Source organism: Enterobacter cloacae complex sp. IR53041 (genome assembly GCF_049238285.1).
Taxonomy (GTDB): domain Bacteria; phylum Pseudomonadota; class Gammaproteobacteria; order Enterobacterales; family Enterobacteriaceae; genus Enterobacter; species Enterobacter roggenkampii.
In genome coordinates, this window is the sequence record NZ_JBMKHB010000003.1 from 227,884 (window position 1) to 247,073 (window position 19,190).

The window sequence follows — 19,190 nt, forward strand, 5'->3', positions numbered from 1 at the left end:
TTGCACGGCTATAGGTTTAACAGGAGGCGTCGGGAAGGTTATTTGACGTAGGCGAGCAGGCTGAGCGAATCGCGAGCCAGCGCTTTGCATTTTTTAGCCGTGGGAATGCCAATACCGCTTAGGTCACGGTAGCTGTCTTCGCCGAGCGCCTTCATGTCAAAGCTGTCGTAGTTGCTGAGATCCCACTGGTTCTGCTGGGCAAAAAAGACCAGCGCGCGGCGAATTTGCCCGTTGGGTAAATTCTGGTAGCCACAATCATTTTTCAGGAATACAAAAACCGCCGTTAAATCGGCCATATCTTCCGCTTCATTTTCACTGAGCGCATAGCTGTTCGCACACATTGCCATCAGGCTACCGAACAAAATTGTCCTGAAAAACGTCTTCATTGCTTCTACCACTTCTTCACGGAAAATTAACGTTAGCATACTTGATGCCAGTGCGACGATCTTTATTATTGCCGCTTTACTTGACCTTCCGGTAAGGGGAGGGTTTATGCTCAAAAGATCGCCTGCTGGAAATAAGGAAATGAACATGCAACGTCGTGATTTTTTAAAATATTCCGTGGCGCTGGGGGCTGCCAGCGCCTTACCCCTCTGGAGCCGTGCGGTTTTCGCGGCTGACAGGCCTGCCTTACCCATCCCTGATTTACTTACCGCTGACGCCCGCAGCCGTATCCAGCTTGTCGTTCAGTCCGGTAACACGCTGTTCGGTGCGCACAACGCGACAACCTGGGGCTATAACGGCAATCTTCTCGGTCCTGCGCTACAGCTGCGCAAAGGTAAAGCGGTGACGGTGGATATCCACAATACGCTTGCTGAAGAGACGACGGTGCACTGGCACGGACTGGAAGTGCCGGGCGAGGTAGACGGCGGGCCGCAGGGCATCATCAAAGCGGGCGGCACGCGCAGCGTCACCTTTACGCCCAACCAGCGCGCCGCGACCTGCTGGTTCCATCCGCATCAGCATGGCAAAACGGGCCATCAGGTAGCCATGGGGCTGGCGGGGCTGGTGCTGATTGAAGACGACGAAAGCCGCCTGCTGCGCCTGCCGAAGCAGTGGGGCATCGACGATGTGCCGGTGATTGTGCAGGACAAGAAATTCACCGCTGACGGGCAAATCGACTACCAGCTGGATGTGATGAGCGCGGCGGTCGGCTGGTTTGGCGACACGCTGCTGACCAACGGCGCCATTTATCCTCAGCACGCCGCGCCGAAAGGCTGGCTGCGCCTGCGTCTGCTTAACGGCTGTAACGCGCGTTCCCTCAACTTCGCCACCAGCGATAAGCGTCCGCTGTACGTGGTCGCCAGCGACGGCGGGCTGCTGCCTGAGCCGGTGAAGGTCAACGAACTGCCGATGCTGATGGGGGAGCGCTTTGAGGTGCTGGTGGATATCAGCGACGGCAAGCCGTTCGATCTTGTGACCCTGCCGGTTAGCCAGATGGGGATGGCGGTCGCGCCGTTTGACAAGCCGCATCCGGTGCTGCGTATCCAGCCGTTACGGGTGACCGCTTCCGGCACGCTCCCTGATTCGTTAACCACGCTGCCAGCACTTCCGTCGCTTGATGGGCTTACGCAACGGAAACTGCAGCTCTCCATGAACCCGATGCTCGATATGATGGGCATGCAGGCGCTGATGGCGAAATATGGCGATAAGGCGATGGCGGGGATGCATCACGGGCAGATGATGGGTCACATGAACATGGACCACGGCAACATGGGCGGCATGGGGAACATGAATCACGGCGACCATGGCTTTGATTTCCACAACGCCAACATGATCAACGGCAAAGCGTTCGATATGAACATGCCGATGTTTGCTGCGACAAAAGGGCAGCTTGAGCGCTGGGTGATTTCAGGTGAAGGGGACATGATGCTGCACCCGTTCCATATCCACGGCACGCAGTTCCGCATTCTCTCTGAGAACGGCAAAGCGCCGGACGCACATCGCGCGGGCTGGAAGGATACGGTGAAGGTGGAAGGCGGCGTCAGCGAGGTGCTGGTGAAGTTTGACCACGACGCACCGAAGGAGTTTGCCTACATGGCGCACTGCCATCTGCTGGAGCATGAAGATACGGGGATGATGCTGGGCTTTACCGTATAAAAAAAGCCGGGTGGCGGCTTCGCCTTACCCGGCCTACATAGCGTATCCATAGGCCCGGTAAGCGTAAGCGCCACCGGGCTTTTCAGTTACTTGTTTTCGTCAGGCAGTGCATACGCGACAATATAGTCGCCCATCTTCGTGCCAAACGAACCGTGACCGCCCGCAGAGATGACAACGTACTGCTTGCCATTCACTTCATAGGTCATCGGCGTAGCTTGTCCACCCGCTGGCAGACGGCCTTGCCACAGTTTTTCACCGTTGGTCATGTTGTACGCGCGCAGGTAGTTATCTGCGGTTGCCGCGATGAACAGCACGTTACCGGCGGTGGAGATTGGGCCACCCAGCATAGGCATACCCATATTGAACGGCACCGGAACCGGCATTGGGAACGGCATGCTGTCCTGTGGGGTACCAATACGTTTTTTCCATACGATCTGGTTAGTTTTCAGATCCAGACCGGAGATGTAACCCCAGGCAGGCTGTTTACACGGCAGACCGAACGGCGACAGGAACGGGTTCAGCGTCACGCCGAACGGTACGCCATACTGCGGCTGAATACCGGCTTCGGTACCGCTGCCTTTCGCGTCTTTCGGCTGCTCCATTGGGTTGCCCGGACCGCGTGGGATCAGACGGGAAACGAACGGCAGCGCCATTGGGTTGGCAATCGCGACCTGACGGTTAGGGTCAACGGAGATCCCACCCCACTCGAACATCCCCAGGTTACCCGGGAAGACCAGCGTGCCCTGCTCAGAAGGCGGCGTGAAGATGCCTTCATAGCGCAGCTGATGGAACATCACGCGGCACACCAGCTGGTCAAACATCGTGGCACCCCACATGTCTGCCCCGCTGAGGTCTTTCTTCGGACGGAAGCTCAGATCGGAGAACGGCTGGGTTTTGCTGACGTAATCGCCTTTCGCCGCACCCTGCGGAACCGGTTTTTCCGGTGCAGGCACAACCAGCTTGCCGTTGCTGCGATCCAGAACGAAGATGTTGCCGGTTTTCGCCGGGGCGTAAATCACCGGAACGGTTTTACCGTTTACGGTAATGTCCGCCAGCGTCGGCTGGGACGGCATATCCATATCCCACAGATCGTGGTGAACGGTCTGGTAGCTCCAGGCCAGCTTACCGGTGGTCGCGTTCAATGCCACGATAGCGCTGGCATAACGTTCCTGCTCCGGCGTGCGGTTACCGCCCCAGATATCTGGCGTAGTAACGCCCATCGGCAGGTAGACCAGGTCCAGCTTCGCGTCATACGCCGCAGGCGCCCAGGAGTTTGGCGAGTTAAAGGTAAAGGTGTGTTCGTCCGACGGGATCGCGTTCGGATCTTTCGCGCCCGGGTCGAAGGCCCACAGCAGTTTACCGGTGTTCACGTCGAAACCACGGATAACGCCGGAGGTTTCGCGGGTGGAGAAGTTATCTGTTACCGAACCGGCAATCACGATGGTTTTATCGGTGATGATGGGCGGGGAGGTCGGCTCATACAGACCCGGCGTGGTGTCCGGCATATTGGTCTGCAGATTCAGGATACCTTTGTTGGCAAAGGTTTCGCACAGCTTGCCCGTTTCGGCATTGATGGCGAACAGACGACCATCGTTCACCGGCAGCATGATGCGGCGAGGACAGTCGGCAATGACTTCCGGGCTCGCATTATCCGGGCGCGCTTCGTGATAAGAGACGCCACGGCAGGTCACGTGCTGGAAGGACGGGTTGGAGTTCAGCTGCGGATCGAAGTGCCATTTCTCTTTACCGGTGGCCGCGTCGAGCGCGAACAGACGCTGATGCGCCGTACACAGATAAAGCATATCGCCGACTTTAATTGGCGTCACTTCGTTGGTCAGTTCACCCGGATCGTTCGGCATCTTCAGATCGCCGGTACGGAACACCCAGGCTTCTTTCAGGTTTTTAACGTTGTCCGCGTTGATCTGCTTCAGCGGAGAGTAGCGCTGACCTTCCTGGTTGCGGCCATAGGCAGGCCAGTCGCCGTCAGCAACCTGAGAGATCGCCGCCGCAGGCGTCGATTCTGCGTTCAGCGTACCGTTGATCTCCTGCGGATCGTTGAAGCCAGCCCAGGTCAGGATACCGCCGCTGATTAACAACGCTACCACCAGCGCCGCGACCGCACCGCTGGACGGCACGATCAGGCGACGCCAGACGAACGGCAGGATCAGCCAGATGCCGAAGAAGACCAGGATGTCACTGCGCGGCGTCAGCGCCCAGAAATCAAAGCCGACTTCCCAGACGCCCCAGATCATGGTGGCAAGAAGGAGTGCGGCATACAGCCACAGTGCAGATTGTTTTCTACGCCAGAGCAGGACGGTTACGCCAAGCATAACCAGGCCCGCAATCGGGTAGTACCAGGAGCCGCCGATCGCGACCAGCCAGACGCCACCGATTAACAGGTACAGGCCGCAGAAGGCGGCGAATAGCGCTGTTAATGTCACCAGTAGACGCGGCTGTTTAGAGTTTGTTTCAGCCATAGAAAGTGTACTCGTCAGTTTTTGTTAATAATTTGCTAGCAACTAATTATAGGTATTAACAAGTGTGATCGGAATCACAATATTTGCTTTTTATAACTCATACGCCAGGGTTATCCATTTGCTGATATAATGGCTGGCTTGCGTATCAGTGCTGGATATTAACTCATCCGTATTGAGAGATTTTCATTAAAATCATTTGGTTAGTAATATGAAACATACTGTTGAAGTGATGATCCCGGAAGCCGAGATCAAAGCGCGTATCGCCGAACTGGGTCGTCAAATCACCGAACATTACAAGGACAGCGGCAGCGAAATGGTGCTGGTCGGTCTGTTGCGCGGCTCTTTCATGTTCATGGCAGACCTGTGCCGTGAGGTGCATGTGCCCCATGAGGTCGATTTTATGACCGCCTCCAGCTACGGCAGCGGCATGTCCACCACCCGTGATGTGAAAATCCTGAAAGATCTGGATGAAGATATTCGTGGCAAAGATGTGTTGATCGTTGAGGACATCATCGACTCCGGCAACACGCTGTCAAAAGTGCGCGAGATCCTGAGCCTGCGTGAGCCAAAATCGCTGGCGATTTGCACCCTGCTGGATAAGCCTGACCGCCGTGAAGTGCAGGTGCCGGTGGAGTTCGTCGGTTTCTCTATCCCGGACGAGTTCGTCGTCGGTTACGGTATTGACTACGCACAGCGTTATCGTCATCTGCCGTATGTTGGGAAAGTGGTATTGCTGGACGAGTAATTGCGGTTTGTTGCCCGGTGGCGCTGCGCTTACCGGGCCTACGAATGGGCACATGTAGGCCGGGTAAGGCGCAGCCGCCACCCGGCTTTGTTTATTTATGGTTTACGTGCTTAAGCTGAAGGTTGGCAATTCCTGAACGGTAACGCTGCTCCAGCGTTTCGCGGTTGGTGGCGGTCACTTCCAGGTTGCGCAGCAGACCATCGTGAATACCGTACGCCCAGCCGTGGATCGAGACCTTCTGCCCGCGCTTCCACGCCGATTGCATGATCGTTGAGTGGCCCAGGTTATACACCTGCTCCATCACGTTGAGTTCGCACAGGGTATCCATGCGGCGCTCCTGCGGCATTTCGCCCAGCAGTGAGCTATGTTTGAACCAGATATCGCGGATGTGGAGCAGCCAGTTATCAATGAGCCCCAGCTCCGTGTTTTCAACCGCCGCCTGCACGCCGCCGCAGCCGTAGTGGCCGCAGATGATGATGTGCTCGACTTGCAGAACGTCAACGGCATACTGAACAACAGAAAGACAATTGAGATCGGTGTGAATCACCAGGTTGGCAACGTTGCGGTGAACAAACAGTTCGCCGGGCTCGAGGCCGGTCAGGCGCTCCGCCGGTACGCGGCTGTCGGAGCATCCAATCCAGAGAAAGCGTGGGTTTTGCGCCTGCGCGAGTTTTCCAAAAAATCCGGGGTCTTCCTCCACCAGCATTTTTGACCATAGTGCATTGTTGCTGATGAGTGTATCTATGTTGTTCATGGAGGTTAGCGACCTGTAACCGAGTAATTGCGTTGCGCTACTATAGGGTAACCCGACTTTTAATGAAACCACACAACGTGTGTCAGAACTGAAGGTAAGTTAATTTCATGGCAATTGCACTGGAGCTTGAGCAGCTTAAAAAAACCTATCCGGGCGGCGTTCAGGCGCTGCGCGGAATAGATCTTAAAGTAGAGGCCGGTGATTTTTACGCGCTTCTGGGGCCGAACGGGGCGGGGAAATCGACTACCATCGGCATCATTAGCTCGCTGGTGAACAAAACCTCCGGCCGCGTCAGCGTGTTCGGATACGACCTGCAAAAAGATGTGGTCAACGCCAAGCGCCAGCTGGGTCTGGTCCCGCAGGAATTCAACTTCAACCCGTTTGAGACGGTGCAGCAGATCGTCGTTAACCAGGCGGGTTATTACGGCGTTGAGCGTAAAGAGGCCCTGGAGCGGAGCGAAAAATACCTCAAGCAGCTCGATCTGTGGGAAAAGCGTAACGAACGCGCCCGGATGTTATCCGGCGGGATGAAGCGCCGCCTGATGATTGCCCGTGCGCTGATGCACGAGCCAAAGCTGCTGATCCTCGATGAGCCGACGGCGGGCGTAGACATTGAGCTGCGCCGCTCCATGTGGGGCTTCCTGAAAGACCTCAATGACAAAGGCACCACCATCATTCTGACTACCCACTACCTGGAAGAGGCGGAAATGCTGTGCCGCAACATCGGCATCATTCAGCACGGCGAGCTGGTGGAAAACACCTCGATGAAGAACCTGCTCTCCAAGCTGAAATCGGAAACCTTTATTCTCGATCTGGCGGCAAAGAGCCCGCTACCGAAGCTTGAAGGGTACCAGTATCGTCTGGTGGATACCTCAACGCTGGAAGTGGAAGTGCTGCGTGAGCAGGGGATTAACAGCGTGTTCTCCCAGCTGAGCGCGCAGGGTATTCAGGTTTTAAGTATGCGTAACAAAGCGAACCGACTGGAAGAGCTGTTTGTCTCTCTGGTGCAGGATAAACAAGGAGACAAGGCATGACGCATCTTTACTGGGTCGCGCTGAAAAGTATCTGGGCGAAAGAGATTAACCGTTTTATGCGCATCTGGGTGCAAACCCTGGTGCCGCCAGTCATCACGATGACGCTCTATTTCATCATCTTCGGTAACCTGATTGGTTCCCGGATTGGTGAGATGCACGGCTTTACCTATATGCAGTTTATCGTGCCTGGCCTGATCATGATGGCGGTGATCACCAACGCCTATGCCAACGTGGCGTCGTCCTTTTTCAGCGCCAAGTTCCAGCGCAATATCGAGGAACTGCTGGTGGCACCGGTGCCAACGCATGTGATCATTGCCGGTTACGTCGGTGGCGGCGTGGCGCGCGGTCTGTGTGTTGGGATCCTGGTGACGGCCATCTCGCTGTTCTTCGTGCCGTTCCAGGTGCACTCCTGGCTTTTCGTGGCCCTGACCCTGCTCCTGACGGCGATCCTCTTCTCGCTGGCCGGTCTGCTGAACGCCGTGTTTGCCAAAACGTTTGACGACATCAGCCTGATCCCGACCTTCGTGCTGACGCCGCTGACCTATCTCGGCGGGGTGTTCTACTCCCTGACGCTGCTGCCGCCGTTCTGGCAGGCGCTGTCGCACCTGAACCCGATCGTCTACATGATCAGCGGTTTCCGCTTTGGCTTCCTCGGCATCACCGATGTGCCGCTGTTTACCACGGTGGCGGTGCTGGTGGTGTTCATCATCGTCTTCTACCTGCTGTGCTGGTATCTGATCCAGCGCGGACGCGGTCTGCGCAGCTAGCCCTCAGCCCGGCGACATTCTGTCTGCCGGGCACTTTCTTTGACAGTTATCACCGAAAGCTAACCTTCACTCCGCTAAACTACTTGCCTGCTAAGGAGAGAGTTATGCTTGGATGGGTTATCACCTGCCACGATGAACGGGCGCAGGACATGCTGCTGAAGCTGGAAGCCAGGTTTGGTCCGCTGCCACAGTGTCGCGCGGTTAACTACTGGCGCGGCTTGAGTACCAACATGCTTGGCCGGATGATGTGCGATGCCCTTCATGAAACCGACACCGGAGACGGCGTGATTTTCCTTACCGATAAATCCGGCGCGGCGCCGTACCGTGCTGCGGCCCTGATGAGCCATAAGCACGACTGCTGCGAGGTGATCTCCGGTATTAGCTTTCCACTGCTTGAAATGATGTATCCCCATCGCGAGACCTTAACCAGCGCAGCGTTCCGTAACGCTATCGTTTCGCTGGGTACCCCGGGCGTCAGCAGCTTGTGGCATCAACAGCAAAAAAATCCTCCCTTTGTCCTGCTGCATGACCTGTATAAGAATTAAACATTGGTATTGATGTCGCTTTTGCTACAATGGCGTAAGTATTTCCGCTTCGAATAAGACCCTCATGTTCACGCGTATTGTTTTCCTGCTATTGATGTTCGTGTCCGGCACTGTTTCTGCCAGTTTATTAAGTCAGCAAAGACTGCCTGCTCAATATATGCAAACCACCGAAGATGCGGCGATTTGGGCGCAGATCGGCAACAGCGTCATTAACGTTGGCAACGTGCGGGCAGGGCAGATCCTCGCGGTGGTGCCTGCGGCGGCGGACTACTATGAATTTCGCTTCGGATTTGGCACGGGCTTTATCGACAAGGGGCATCTGGAGCCGGTTCAGGGCAAACAGCGCGTCGAGGATGGCCTGGGGGATTTGAATAAACCGCTGAGCAATCAAAACCTGATAACGTGGAAAGACACGCCCGTTTATAACGCCCCGAACAACGGCAGCGCACCCTTCGGCACCTTAAGCGCCAATCTTCGCTATCCGATCCTGAACAAACTTAAAGACCGTTTAAACCAGACCTGGTTTCAGATCCGCATCGGTAATCGTCTGGCGTGGATCAGCAGCCTGGATGCGCAGGAAGATAACGGCCTTCCTGTTCTGACCTACCATCATATTTTGCGTGATGAAGAAAACACGCGCTTTCGACATACGTCCACAACGACCAGCGTACGTGCGTTTAATAACCAGATGGCATGGCTTCGCGATCAGGGCTATACCACCCTGACGATGTACCAGCTGGAAGGGTACGTGCGTAACAAAATGAACCTGCCTGCGAAATCGGTGGTGATAACCTTTGACGATGGCCTGAAATCTGTCAGCCGCTATGCTTATCCTGTGCTGAAAGAGTACGGCTTCAAGGCTACCGCGTTTATTATCTCTTCCCGCATAAAAGGCCATCCGCAGAAGTGGGATCCTAAATCCCTGCAGTTTATGAGCGTGCAGGAGATTAAGGGGATTCAGGATGTGTTCGATATTCAGTCTCATACCCACTTCCTGCACCGCGTGGATGCCAATAAGCATCCGATTTTACTGAGCCGCAGCTATCACGTGATTTTGTTTGATTTTGAACGCTCGCGTCGCGCGCTGGCGCAGTTTAACCCGCGCGTGCTGTATGTCTCTTACCCCTTCGGCGGCTACGACAATAAAGCGATAAAGGCGGCGAATGATGCCGGTTTCCATCTGGCGGTGACGACGGTGAAAGGAAAGGTGAAGCCGGGGGATAATCCGTTCTTACTGAAACGCCTGTACATCTTAAGAACGGATTCGCTGGAGACGATGTCGCGGCTGATCAGCAATCAGCCGCAGGGGTAGTGCTTATGCAACCTGAACCGGAATCGCCTTTGCGGTGCGCTTCATTTCATTCTCGCCTTCGAAGTAGGCGACTTTAGGCTGCCAGCGGCGCGCTTCTTCGTCAGACATCATCACGAAGCTGGCGATGATCACGATATCACCCACGTCCGCGCAGTGCGCGGCTGCGCCGTTAACGGAGATGATTTTGGACCCGCGCTCGGCGGCAATCGCGTAGGTAGAGAAGCGTTTGCCGTTGTTCACGTTCCAGATATCAATTGCTTCGTTTTCGAGGATACCTGCTGCATCAAGGAAATCCTGGTCAATGGCGCAGGAGCCTTCATAGTGCAGGTCGGCCTGCGTGACTTTCACACGGTGAAGCTTACCTTGCAGCATTTTGCGAATCATTACGTTTACCTATCATTATCAGGGGTGAAGGGAACTACGCCAGCTCAACCACTTTATTGTCGATCAGACGCGCCTGACCTAGCCAGGCCGCCACCAGGATGACTGCGCGCTTGCTGTTCTGGGTTAACTCCAGCAGCGTATCAGCATCACGAATTTGTACGTCGTCAGCACGAAGGCCTTTATCGTTAAGCGCCTGCTCGGCAAGGGCGATAATCTCTTCTGCTGTTAACTCTTTTGCCAGCATCTGCTCTGCCATGGTGTTCATGACCTTGCTTAAGCCCGGCGCGATTTTACGCTGTTCGGCAGTCAGGTAGCCATTTCGCGAGCTGAGTGCCAGACCGTCTTTGGCGCGTACAATCGGTACGCCGACAATCTCGATATCGTAACCCATATCCGCAACCATCTTGCGGATCAGCGCCAGCTGCTGGAAATCTTTCTCGCCAAAGCAGGCTACGTCCGGCTGTACCAGGTTGAACAGCTTGCTGACGATGGTGGAAACGCCGCGGAAATGGCCCGGGCGGCTCGCGCCTTCGAGCATGGTGGAAATGCCCGGGACGTCAACGTAGGTTGCCTCTTCGGTACCCTGCGGGTAAACATCCGCCGGTGCAGGTGAGAAAACGATATCCGCGTGGCGTTTTTTGAGCTTCTCGCAATCTTCCTGCAGGGTACGCGGGTAGCGTGCCAGATCGTCTGCGCGGTCAAACTGCATGGGGTTCACGAAGATACTGACCACCACGATATCTGCTCGTGCACGGGCTTCGTCGACGAGCTTCATGTGGCCGTCATGCAGATTGCCCATGGTCGGGACCAGTGCGATACGTTTACCTTCCTGTCGCGCGCGGCGGATATGCTGGCGAAGCAGCGGCAGGGTTTCAATGATTAGCACAACGAGACTCCTTAATGGAAACTGTGTTCTTCACCCGGGTAAACACCGGATTCAACGTCGGCAATATACTGCCTGACCGCAGCGCGCATGTCGCCCGCTTCGGCGAGGAAATTTTTGGCAAATTTCGGGATGTGTCCGCCGGTGATACCGAAGGCGTCGTGCATCACCAGAATCTGACCGTCGGTGACGTTGCCTGCACCAATACCAATCACCGGAATGGACAGAGCGTCGGTGATGCGTTTCGCCAGCTCAACCGGCACGCACTCCAGCACCAGCAGCTGGGCACCTGCGGCTTCCAGCGCCAGGGCATCATCCAGCAGCGTCTGGGCGGCATCGCCACGGCCCTGCACCTTATAGCCGCCAAAGATATTGACGGACTGCGGCGTCAGGCCTAAATGCCCGCACACCGGCACGGCGCGCTCGGTGAGCCTCTTCACCGTATCCACAAGCCAGGCGCCGCCTTCAATTTTGACCATATTGGCACCGGCACGCATCACTGCCGCCGCGTTTTCGAATGCCTGTTCCGGCGTGGCATAGGCCATAAACGGCAGATCGGAAAGCAGCAGGCAGGCTGGGGCGCCACGGCGCACGGCGCGGGTATGGTAAGCGATATCCTCAACCGTTACCGGCAGGGTGGAATCATGTCCTTGTACCGTCATCCCTAACGAGTCCCCGACCAGCATGACGTTGATCCCCTCTTCGGCAAACAGTTTGGCGAAGCTGTAGTCATACGCGGTGATGGTGGCGAAGCGTTTTTTTTCCTGTTTGCATTTCTGCAGTAAGGAGATGGTGGTTGGTTTCATACTGTTTCCTGATAGCCCAAAAGCGAATCTTTGCGCATTCTAACAGTAACATTCGAGGGAACAATGATTTTAGGTAAACGATTAACCATAAATATTTTATGGTTAATCGCTAAAAAAACAGCCTTACCAGCGGGCGGGTTTCTCCGCACCGAGACTGTTGAGAACGGCCTCTAGCGAGAGCCCGTCAGGGAAGGTAAGGGAAGGGGCAACTTCATACAGTGGCCAGAGCATAAACCCGCGATTTTTCATGTCGTAATGCGGTACGGTGAGGCGTTCAGTGTTAATCGTCTCGTGACCAAACAGCATAATGTCGAGGTCGAGCGTGCGGGGGCCCCAGCGTTCAGCTTTGCGTACGCGGCCCTGCTGAAGCTCAATACGCTGGGTATTGTCCAGCAGCGCTTCGGGATCCAGCTCAGTCTCAAGAACCACGGCGGCGTTGAGGTAGTCTGGCTGATCCTGCGGCCCCAGCGGCGGGGTGCGATAGAACGAGGAGACCGCCACGATGCGGCTTTGCGGGATCTCACCCAGCGCCTCTACGGCAGCATTCACCTGCTCCAGCGGTGAGGCTAAATTGCTGCCGATGGCGATATACGCGAGGGTCATGCTGTCCCTTCACGACGTGGCGCGCGTTTGCGCGGACGACGATGACGGCGACGCGGTTCCGGCTCTTCATCCAGCCCGGTCAGCATATCTTTCTGCTCTGGCGGGGCGGAGACCTGGAATTCAGCCCACCACTGCGCCAGACGCTGCAGCTCCTGGTTGCGTTCAATTTCAGCGCGCAGCGACAGGAGATCGAAGGCGGCACGGAACTTAGGATGTTCCATTAGCTTCCAGGCGCGTTTGCCCTGACGACGGGACATGCGCAGCTGAAGCTGCCAGATGTCGCGCACCAGAGTGGTAATACGTTTCGGAATGGCGAGCGTGCGGCAGCCTTCGTCCAGCACGTCGTTGGCGGCCAGCGCGAAAGCATCGTAATAGGCGAGCCCGCTCTCCTGGGTAATGCGCTGTGCCGTTTCCAGCAGCGGATACCAGAACATCGCGGCAAACAGGAACGCCGGGTTCACGCGCATGTCGTTGCGAATTCGGGTATCGGTATTCTTCAGCACCTGCGCAATCATCCGCTCCATTGGGCTGTCACCGTTTTCGGTGAAGTAGCGGGTAATGGTCGGGAACAGCGGCTGGAACAGGTTGTATTCGCGCAGAAGATTATAGGTTTCAAAACCGTGGCCGGCCTGCAGCAGCTTCAGCGCCTCTTCAAACAGGCGAGCAGGCGGCACGTCGTTAATCAGCGTCGCCAGACGCGGGATCGGCTCGGCCGTTTCCGGGCTGATGCGCATATTGAGCTTGGCGGCAAAACGCACGGCGCGCAGCATACGCACGGGATCTTCACGGTAGCGCGTTTCCGGCGTGCCGATCAGGCGGATCAGACCTTCTTTCAGGTCCTGCATGCCGCCGACGTAATCGCGCACGGTGAAATCCGCCACGCTGTAATAGAGGCTGTTGATGGTGAAGTCGCGACGCTGGGCATCTTCTTCGATAGAGCCGAAGATGTTGTCGCGCAGCAGCATACCGTTCTGGCCGCGCTGCGACGTGGTGCGATCGGATGCGCCCGCTTCGTGGTGGCCGCGGAAGGTCGCCACTTCGATAATTTCCGGCCCAAACATCACGTGAGCCAGACGGAAGCGGCGGCCAACGAGACGACAGTTGCGGAATAATTTGCGCACCTGCTCAGGCGTGGCGCTGGTCGTCACGTCGAAATCTTTCGGTTTTTTGCCCAGCAGTAAATCACGCACCCCACCGCCGACGAGATAGGCCTCGTAGCCCGCTTTATTCAGACGATAGAGTACCTTGAGGGCATTTTCACTGATATCTTTGCGGGAAATAGAGTGCTGCTCACGCGGAATAACCGACATGTGTGGCTGTGCAATAGCATCATTCGCCATGCTCTCTTCGCGGCTTAGCACTTTACGGCAAAAATTAGCGACTCGGGTAAAAATGGTACACCTCGTAGTGTGTTTTGTTATGAAAAAAGCGGCTAATCATAGCTCAGCGCAACGCATTTGAGAATGCTGGATTTTTGGCACAGCCCTGAGCGTCCAGTTGGCGATGGCCATTTTCAGCAGTTCGTCAATACGCAGATCCTGCCATTCGTTGGTTACATTCTGGTTGAGAAAACGCAGCGCGTCGATCAAAACAGGACGCGGATCGCCGTCTGGCAGGGCCGGGGCGTGGTTCTGCTTTGATAATTTTAAGCCCTGCGTATTAACCGCCAGCGGCAGATGAATGTAGTCCGGTGCCGTCCAGCCAAACTGGTGATACAGCGAGATTTGCCGTACGGTCGGCTCGACCAGATCCGCCCCGCGCACAATTTCCGTCACGCCCTGGAAATGATCGTCCACCACCACGGCCAGGTTGTAGGCGAACAGGCCATCGCGACGGTGAATAATAAAATCCTCACGCGCCAGACGTTCATCGGCATGAATCTCACCGGAGAGTAAATCGTTAAAGTGCGTCACCGGCGAGCGCTGCAGTATTCGCATGGCGGCATTTTCAGGACCGTTGTTCAACGTGCGGCAGTGGCCGTCATAGACGCCGCCTGCGCTCTGGATACGCGCGCGGGTGCAGGTGCAGTTATAGGAAAGCCCCTGAGCGCGAAGCCAGGCCAGACGTTCCCGATACGCCTCGTGACGTGTCGACTGCCACAGAACCTCGTCATCCCAGTGAAGACCGTAATGTTCCAGCTGACGCAGAATCGTCTCTGCTGCACCGGGAACTTCACGCGGAGGGTCAATATCTTCAATGCGGACGAGCCATTTTCCCTGACGGGCGCGAGCCTGCAGGTAGCTGCCGAGCGCGGCAATTAATGAGCCGAAGTGTAATTCACCGGAAGGAGATGGCGCGAAGCGCCCAATATAGTGTGATTCAGACATATCAACAGTAACAAGGCGGGAGAGACTCCCGCCTTTGGAGTGTGTAAACAGCGCTGGTGTTAACCGGCCATCTGTTTTTCGCGGATTTCGGCCAGCGTTTTGCAGTCGATGCACAGATCGGCGGTTGGACGCGCTTCCAGGCGACGAATGCCAATTTCAACACCGCAGGATTCGCAGTAGCCAAAATCTTCGTCTTCGACTTTTTTCAGCGTTTTCTCGATCTTTTTGATCAGTTTGCGTTCGCGGTCACGGTTACGCAGTTCGAGGCTGAACTCTTCTTCCTGAGCGGCACGGTCTACCGGATCCGGGAAGTTAGCAGCTTCATCCTGCATATGAGTAACGGTGCGATCGACTTCATCCCTGAGTTGATTACGCCATGCTTCAAGAATACGCTTGAAGTGCGACAGCTGGGCTTCGTTCATATACTCTTCGCCCGGTTTCTCTTGATACGGCTCCACCCCAGCGATGGCGAGAATACTCAGGGACGATGTTTTACGGTTTTGCCCTTCTTGCATGTTGCTTCTCCTTAACACGCACTATCGATCCCCGTGTTGGGGGAAAAATCAGGTCGCTATAAATAGCAGATGCTTTTCCGTATGGCAATTATCTAAACGTAACACTTGACAAGCCTGTGAGGAAAAGCGTATTTGCGCACGCGGCCAGAACACTTAATAGTCAATCGTCTAATCCCTTATAAGACAATGGGAAGAGAGGATCTCAGAGTCATATTATCGGCAGAAAGTTCCGCTTTATAAGCGAAAACCTCTACCCCCTGCTTTTGTGCCTCATTCAACAATTGCGCGTATTTAGGATCAATATGGCGGGCAGGGGAGAAACGTTCAATGGCTGAATGCAATACCGCAAACAGCAATACGGCGCGTTTGCCCGCCGCCGCAACACTCATTAGCTCTCGCAGATGCTTCTGGCCACGTAGCGTTACCGCATCCGGGAAGTAGCCATTTTCCTGTTCCGCTAACGTCACTGATTTTACTTCAATATAGCACTCCGGCCTGTCTTCCGCCTGTAACATGAAGTCAATTCTGCTGCCTTCATCGCCATATTTCACTTCGCTTTTATGCGTGCCATAACCAACCAGTTCGGGAATAACGCCATGGGTCAGCGCTTCCTTAACTAACTGATTGGCGCGCAGGGTGTTAACGCAAATAAATGCCCCGTTTTGGGTTTCGGTCATTTCCCAGGTATGAGCATATTTGCGTTTAGTATTTTCTGATGTGGAATACCAGACCCTGTCACCCGGCGTCGCACAGCCCGTCATGGCACCGGTATTGGGGCAGTGCAGGGTGAGCTGTTCGCCTTCTGGCGTGATCACATCGGCGAGGAAGCGTTTGTAGCGTTGGACAAGCGTAGCGTGCTGCAGGGGAGGACTAAACTTCATCAGAATTCCTTTCGGTGTCGCCCAGCGTCCAGCGCTGTAGCGGCGTATAGCGGGTGCGTCCCTGAATAAAGACGGATTCATAAAGCGCGAATGTGTTGACCTGAAAGGCCCAGTGAAAACCCGGCGGCGGGATGGCAACGGCCTGACCGGCATCGCGCAGCAGGGTGATGTGCGGATGAAACGGCTGTGGGCTTTGATAACAGCCGCTGCGCGCCGCCTGCGCGCGCAGCATGTTCGCCAGCTGTAATAATCCACGCGGAGGCTGTCGCGTACCCAGCCAGACCACGCGCGAACGCAGCCACTGGCCCGCGTCGTCGAGGTGCAGCGTAAATTCCGGCTGGGCAATACGCCCTGCCATGGCGGCTAGCGCCCGCTGTTTTTCGGCACTGACGTCGCCCAAAAAGGCCAGCGTCAGGTGCAGGTTGGCCGCCGCGACAGGGTGACCGGCCTCCGGCGGGAAGTGGTCAGCGCGCCAGCGAACAATTTGACGCTGTAAGGGGGGGGGCAATTCAATGGCAAAAAACAGCCGTTTCGACTCAGGCATACGGAGGACTCGGTAATGATATGCGCCGATGCTACAATGTACGCCGACGAATGTTAACCCTCTGGAGCTGTTAGTGTCCTCATTGCCGGTCGCCGTTGTTCTTCCTGACCTTCTCGCTGCCTTACGCCATTCCCCGCAGGTTTTGCTGAATGCCCCGACGGGGGCGGGTAAGTCCACCTGGCTGCCGCTGCAGATTCTGAAAGAGGGGAACATCAGCGGGAAAATTATCCTGCTGGAGCCGCGCAGGCTGGCCGCGCGCAACGTAGCGCAGCGCCTCGCGGAACTGCTGAATGAAAAACCGGGCGAAACGGTAGGGTACAGGATGCGCGCCGAGACCTGCGTGGGTCCGACAACGCGCCTTGAGGTGGTCACCGAGGGCATTCTCACCCGCATGCTGCAAAACGATCCGGAGCTGACCGGCGTCGGGCTGGTGATCCTGGATGAATTTCACGAGCGCAGCCTGCAGGCGGATCTGGCCCTCGCGCTGTTGCTGGACGTTCAGCAGGGACTGCGTGACGATCTCCGGCTGCTGATAATGTCGGCCACGCTGGACAATGCGCGGCTACGGCAGGCGCTACCCGATGCGCCTGTCATCAGCTCTGAAGGGCGGGCGTTTCCTGTTGAACGCCGCTATCAACCGCTTCTCTCCCATCAGCGTTTTGACGAAGCGGTCGCCATTGCCACCGCAGAACTGCTGCGTCAGGAACCCGGCTCGCTGCTGCTGTTTTTGCCGGGCGTCGGGGAGATCCAGGGCGTGCAGGAGCAGCTTTCCTCTCGCGTAGGCGGTGATGTACTGCTCTGCCCGCTCTACGGCGCGCTGTCGCTGCAGGAGCAGCGTAAAGCTATCCTTCCTGCCCCGGTGGGACAGCGCAAGGTGGTACTGGCAACCAATATTGCTGAAACCAGTTTGACCATCGAAGGTATTCGCCTGGTGGTCGATAGCGCGCAGGAGAGGGTGGCAAGCTTTGACCCGCGCACCGGGCTGACTAAACTCCTGACGCAGCGCATCAGCCAGGCATCAATGGTGCAGCGCGCGGGCCGCGCGGGGCGACTTGAGCCGGGTATCTGCCTGCATTTGACCAGCGCAGAGCAGGCGGAACGCGCGGCGCAGCAAAGCACACCGGAAATTTTACAAAGCGATTTGTCTGGCCTGGTGATGGATCTGCTGCAGTGGGGCTGCCCGGAGCCTGGACAGCTTACCTGGCTTGATTCCCCACCAGCCGTGAACCTCACCGCTGCGCGCAACCTGTTGACCCAGCTTGGTGCGCTGGAAGGCGAACGTCTGACGGTACGCGGCCAGAAAATGGCGGCACTGGGCAACGATCCGCGTCTGGCCGCGATGCTGGTGGCCGCGCAGGGGGAAGATGAGATTGCCACGGCAGCCAAACTGGCGGCTATCCTTGAGGAGCCGCCGCGCGGAGGCAGTAGCGATCTGGGGCAGGCGTTTTCGCGCAATCAGGGGAACTGGCAGCAGCGGGCCCAGCAGCTCTGTAAGCGGCTTAACAGCCGCGGCGGCGTGCCAGACAGTGAGAGCATCTCCCGGCTGTTAGCGCAGGCGTTTCCGGACCGGATTGCGCGTCGGCGCGGGCTGGACGGTCGCTACCAGCTGGCAAACGGTATGGGGGCGATGCTGGACAGCGATGATGCCCTGACGCGTCATGAGTGGCTGATTGCGCCGCTCCTGCTGCAGGGGAGCAACTCCCCGGATGCGCGTATCCTGCAGGCGATTGCCGTCGATATTGACGCCCTGACCCGTACCTGTCCGCATCTGCTCCAGCAATCGGACATCGTCGAGTGGGATGATACCCAGGGCACGCTGAAGGCGTTTCGTCGCAGCCAGATTGGCAAACTGACACTCGGAACGAAGCCGCTGGCGAAGCCGTCGGAAGACGAGCTCCATCAGGCTATGCTGAACGGCATTCGGGAAAAAGGGCTCAGCGTGCTGAACTGGACGCCGGAGGCTGAGCAGTACCGCATTCGCCTGCACTGCGCCGCTCGCTGGTTGCCGGAGTACGCCTGGCCAGCGGTGGATGACGAAACGTTACTCGCGTCGCTGGAGACCTGGCTACTGCCGCAGATGAGCGGCGTACACTCCCTGCGGGCGCTGAAAGCGCTTGATGTTAAGGTCGCGTTACAGAATTTACTGGACTGGTCATTGCGTCAACGTCTGGATAGTGAACTGCCAGGGCATTACACTGTGCCGACCGGAAGCCGGATAGCCATCCGTTATCATGAGGATAATCCGCCGGCGCTGGCGGTTCGAATGCAGGAGATGTTTGGCGAGGCAACCACGCCGTCTATCGCTGAAGGGCGCGTGTCGTTGGTGCTTGAACTGCTGTCGCCTGCGCATCGACCCTTGCAGATCACTCGCGATCTGGGGGCGTTCTGGGCGGGGAGCTACCGTGACGTGCAAAAAGAGATGAAAGGGCGGTACCCCAAACACGTCTGGCCGGACGATCCGGCGAATACGGCGCCGACGAAGCGGACGAAGAAGTATTCCTGAAAGGGATGTG

General features: G+C 56.6%; 19 protein-coding genes. 7 read left to right on the forward strand and 12 right to left on the reverse strand.

All coding sequences use genetic code 11. The annotated features are described in order from the left end of the window. Positions 1 to 38: 38 nt before the first annotated feature. Positions 39 to 386, reverse strand: a complete 348-nt coding sequence (locus tag ACOTXF_RS03870; protein WP_014882582.1) for a YacC family pilotin-like protein — start codon at positions 384 to 386, stop codon at positions 39 to 41. A 145-nt stretch (positions 387 to 531) separates the two neighbouring features. On the opposite strand from ACOTXF_RS03870, the gene cueO reads away from it, so the two are divergent. Then, positions 532 to 2,100, forward strand: a complete 1,569-nt coding sequence (gene cueO, locus ACOTXF_RS03875; RefSeq protein ID WP_047745505.1) for a multicopper oxidase CueO — start codon at positions 532 to 534, stop codon at positions 2,098 to 2,100. Positions 2,101 to 2,186: 86 nt separating this feature from the next. On the opposite strand, the gene ACOTXF_RS03880 is transcribed toward cueO, so the two are convergent. Next, on the reverse strand, positions 2,187 to 4,577 hold the full coding sequence (locus ACOTXF_RS03880) for a glucose/quinate/shikimate family membrane-bound PQQ-dependent dehydrogenase (RefSeq protein WP_023293268.1): 2,391 nt from the start codon (positions 4,575 to 4,577) through the stop codon (positions 2,187 to 2,189). Between the two features lie 208 nt (positions 4,578 to 4,785). On the opposite strand from ACOTXF_RS03880, the gene hpt reads away from it, so the two are divergent. Beyond that, positions 4,786 to 5,322 carry a hypoxanthine phosphoribosyltransferase gene (gene hpt / locus ACOTXF_RS03885; protein WP_008501948.1) on the forward strand — a complete coding sequence of 179 codons (537 nt, stop codon included), beginning with the start codon at positions 4,786 to 4,788 and terminating at the stop codon, positions 5,320 to 5,322. 91 nt (positions 5,323 to 5,413) lie between these two features. On the opposite strand, the gene can is transcribed toward hpt, so the two are convergent. After that, on the reverse strand, positions 5,414 to 6,076 hold the full coding sequence (can, locus tag ACOTXF_RS03890) for a carbonate dehydratase (protein WP_008501947.1): 663 nt from the start codon (positions 6,074 to 6,076) through the stop codon (positions 5,414 to 5,416). A 107-nt stretch (positions 6,077 to 6,183) separates the two neighbouring features. Here can and ACOTXF_RS03895 point away from each other — a divergent pair, with 107 nt between their 5' ends. The 4 genes from ACOTXF_RS03895 to ACOTXF_RS03910 all read left to right on the forward strand — a co-directional run bounded on the left by ACOTXF_RS03895 (position 6,184) and on the right by ACOTXF_RS03910 (position 9,734). Then, positions 6,184 to 7,110 (forward strand): ABC transporter ATP-binding protein, encoded by a 927-nt coding sequence (locus tag ACOTXF_RS03895; protein ID WP_008501946.1) that lies wholly within the window; start codon positions 6,184 to 6,186, stop codon positions 7,108 to 7,110. Further along, positions 7,107 to 7,877, forward strand: a complete 771-nt coding sequence (locus ACOTXF_RS03900) for an ABC transporter permease (RefSeq protein WP_008501945.1) — start codon at positions 7,107 to 7,109, stop codon at positions 7,875 to 7,877. Before ACOTXF_RS03895 ends, ACOTXF_RS03900 begins: the two co-directional genes overlap by 4 nt. Positions 7,878 to 7,981: 104 nt before the next feature. After that, positions 7,982 to 8,422 carry a PTS sugar transporter subunit IIA gene (locus tag ACOTXF_RS03905; RefSeq protein WP_008501944.1) on the forward strand — a complete coding sequence of 147 codons (441 nt, stop codon included), beginning with the start codon at positions 7,982 to 7,984 and terminating at the stop codon, positions 8,420 to 8,422. A 64-nt stretch (positions 8,423 to 8,486) separates the two neighbouring features. Beyond that, entirely contained in the window at positions 8,487 to 9,734 is a 1,248-nt protein-coding gene (locus tag ACOTXF_RS03910) for a polysaccharide deacetylase family protein (protein WP_008501943.1), read from the forward strand. Between the two features lie 3 nt (positions 9,735 to 9,737). Here ACOTXF_RS03910 and panD read toward each other — a convergent pair whose 3' ends face one another. The 9 genes from panD to thpR all read right to left on the reverse strand — a co-directional run bounded on the left by panD (position 9,738) and on the right by thpR (position 16,677). Further along, positions 9,738 to 10,118: an aspartate 1-decarboxylase gene (gene panD / locus ACOTXF_RS03915; RefSeq protein ID WP_006173750.1), complete on the reverse strand. Its 381-nt coding sequence runs from the start codon at positions 10,116 to 10,118 to the stop codon at positions 9,738 to 9,740. Between the two features lie 34 nt (positions 10,119 to 10,152). Beyond that, positions 10,153 to 11,004, reverse strand: coding sequence for a pantoate--beta-alanine ligase (gene panC, locus ACOTXF_RS03920; protein WP_008501942.1), 852 nt, complete (start codon positions 11,002 to 11,004; stop codon positions 10,153 to 10,155). Positions 11,005 to 11,015: 11 nt separating this feature from the next. Further along, the gene (gene panB / locus ACOTXF_RS03925) at positions 11,016 to 11,807 is read right to left on the reverse strand and encodes a 3-methyl-2-oxobutanoate hydroxymethyltransferase (protein ID WP_023293249.1); all 792 of its coding nucleotides are present in this window, start codon (positions 11,805 to 11,807) and stop codon (positions 11,016 to 11,018) included. Between the two features lie 123 nt (positions 11,808 to 11,930). Beyond that, positions 11,931 to 12,410, reverse strand: coding sequence for a 2-amino-4-hydroxy-6-hydroxymethyldihydropteridine diphosphokinase (gene folK, locus ACOTXF_RS03930; protein ID WP_032664624.1), 480 nt, complete (start codon positions 12,408 to 12,410; stop codon positions 11,931 to 11,933). Then, a complete protein-coding gene (pcnB, locus tag ACOTXF_RS03935; protein WP_072203850.1) occupies positions 12,407 to 13,804 on the reverse strand; it encodes a polynucleotide adenylyltransferase PcnB in 1,398 nt (465 codons plus the stop codon). The genes folK and pcnB overlap by 4 nt, the downstream gene beginning before the upstream one ends. Before the next feature lie 42 nt (positions 13,805 to 13,846). Continuing rightward, positions 13,847 to 14,737, reverse strand: coding sequence for a tRNA glutamyl-Q(34) synthetase GluQRS (gene gluQRS, locus ACOTXF_RS03940; protein ID WP_047745512.1), 891 nt, complete (start codon positions 14,735 to 14,737; stop codon positions 13,847 to 13,849). Positions 14,738 to 14,796: 59 nt separating this feature from the next. Continuing rightward, positions 14,797 to 15,252: an RNA polymerase-binding protein DksA gene (gene dksA / locus ACOTXF_RS03945; protein ID WP_001155232.1), complete on the reverse strand. Its 456-nt coding sequence runs from the start codon at positions 15,250 to 15,252 to the stop codon at positions 14,797 to 14,799. Between the two features lie 176 nt (positions 15,253 to 15,428). Further along, positions 15,429 to 16,133 (reverse strand): DNA/RNA nuclease SfsA, encoded by a 705-nt coding sequence (gene sfsA / locus ACOTXF_RS03950; RefSeq protein ID WP_021240498.1) that lies wholly within the window; start codon positions 16,131 to 16,133, stop codon positions 15,429 to 15,431. Continuing rightward, complete coding sequence (gene thpR, locus ACOTXF_RS03955; protein WP_047745514.1) at positions 16,123 to 16,677, reverse strand: RNA 2',3'-cyclic phosphodiesterase; 555 nt, start codon at positions 16,675 to 16,677, stop codon at positions 16,123 to 16,125. The genes sfsA and thpR overlap by 11 nt, the downstream gene beginning before the upstream one ends. Positions 16,678 to 16,750: 73 nt before the next feature. On the opposite strand from thpR, the gene hrpB reads away from it, so the two are divergent. After that, positions 16,751 to 19,180 (forward strand): ATP-dependent helicase HrpB, encoded by a 2,430-nt coding sequence (gene hrpB, locus ACOTXF_RS03960; protein WP_232926624.1) that lies wholly within the window; start codon positions 16,751 to 16,753, stop codon positions 19,178 to 19,180. The last annotated feature ends 10 nt before the right edge of the window (positions 19,181 to 19,190 follow it).

Bases quoted from the DNA above. Each gene is read 5' to 3' on its own strand.
- ACOTXF_RS03870 (WP_014882582.1), bottom strand. From the start codon at position 386: ATGAAGACGTTTTTCAGGACAATTTTGTTCGGTAGCCTGATGGCAATG.
- cueO (WP_047745505.1), top strand. From the start codon at position 532: ATGCAACGTCGTGATTTTTTAAAATATTCCGTGGCGCTGGGGGCTGCC.
- ACOTXF_RS03880 (WP_023293268.1), bottom strand. From the start codon at position 4,577: ATGGCTGAAACAAACTCTAAACAGCCGCGTCTACTGGTGACATTAACA.
- hpt (WP_008501948.1), top strand. From the start codon at position 4,786: ATGAAACATACTGTTGAAGTGATGATCCCGGAAGCCGAGATCAAAGCG.
- can (WP_008501947.1), bottom strand. From the start codon at position 6,076: ATGAACAACATAGATACACTCATCAGCAACAATGCACTATGGTCAAAA.
- ACOTXF_RS03895 (WP_008501946.1), top strand. From the start codon at position 6,184: ATGGCAATTGCACTGGAGCTTGAGCAGCTTAAAAAAACCTATCCGGGC.
- ACOTXF_RS03900 (WP_008501945.1), top strand. From the start codon at position 7,107: ATGACGCATCTTTACTGGGTCGCGCTGAAAAGTATCTGGGCGAAAGAG.
- ACOTXF_RS03905 (WP_008501944.1), top strand. From the start codon at position 7,982: ATGCTTGGATGGGTTATCACCTGCCACGATGAACGGGCGCAGGACATG.
- ACOTXF_RS03910 (WP_008501943.1), top strand. From the start codon at position 8,487: ATGTTCACGCGTATTGTTTTCCTGCTATTGATGTTCGTGTCCGGCACT.
- panD (WP_006173750.1), bottom strand. From the start codon at position 10,118: ATGATTCGCAAAATGCTGCAAGGTAAGCTTCACCGTGTGAAAGTCACG.
- panB (WP_023293249.1), bottom strand. From the start codon at position 11,807: ATGAAACCAACCACCATCTCCTTACTGCAGAAATGCAAACAGGAAAAA.
- folK (WP_032664624.1), bottom strand. From the start codon at position 12,410: ATGACCCTCGCGTATATCGCCATCGGCAGCAATTTAGCCTCACCGCTG.
- gluQRS (WP_047745512.1), bottom strand. From the start codon at position 14,737: ATGTCTGAATCACACTATATTGGGCGCTTCGCGCCATCTCCTTCCGGT.
- dksA (WP_001155232.1), bottom strand. From the start codon at position 15,252: ATGCAAGAAGGGCAAAACCGTAAAACATCGTCCCTGAGTATTCTCGCC.
- sfsA (WP_021240498.1), bottom strand. From the start codon at position 16,133: ATGAAGTTTAGTCCTCCCCTGCAGCACGCTACGCTTGTCCAACGCTAC.
- thpR (WP_047745514.1), bottom strand. From the start codon at position 16,677: ATGCCTGAGTCGAAACGGCTGTTTTTTGCCATTGAATTGCCCCCCCCC.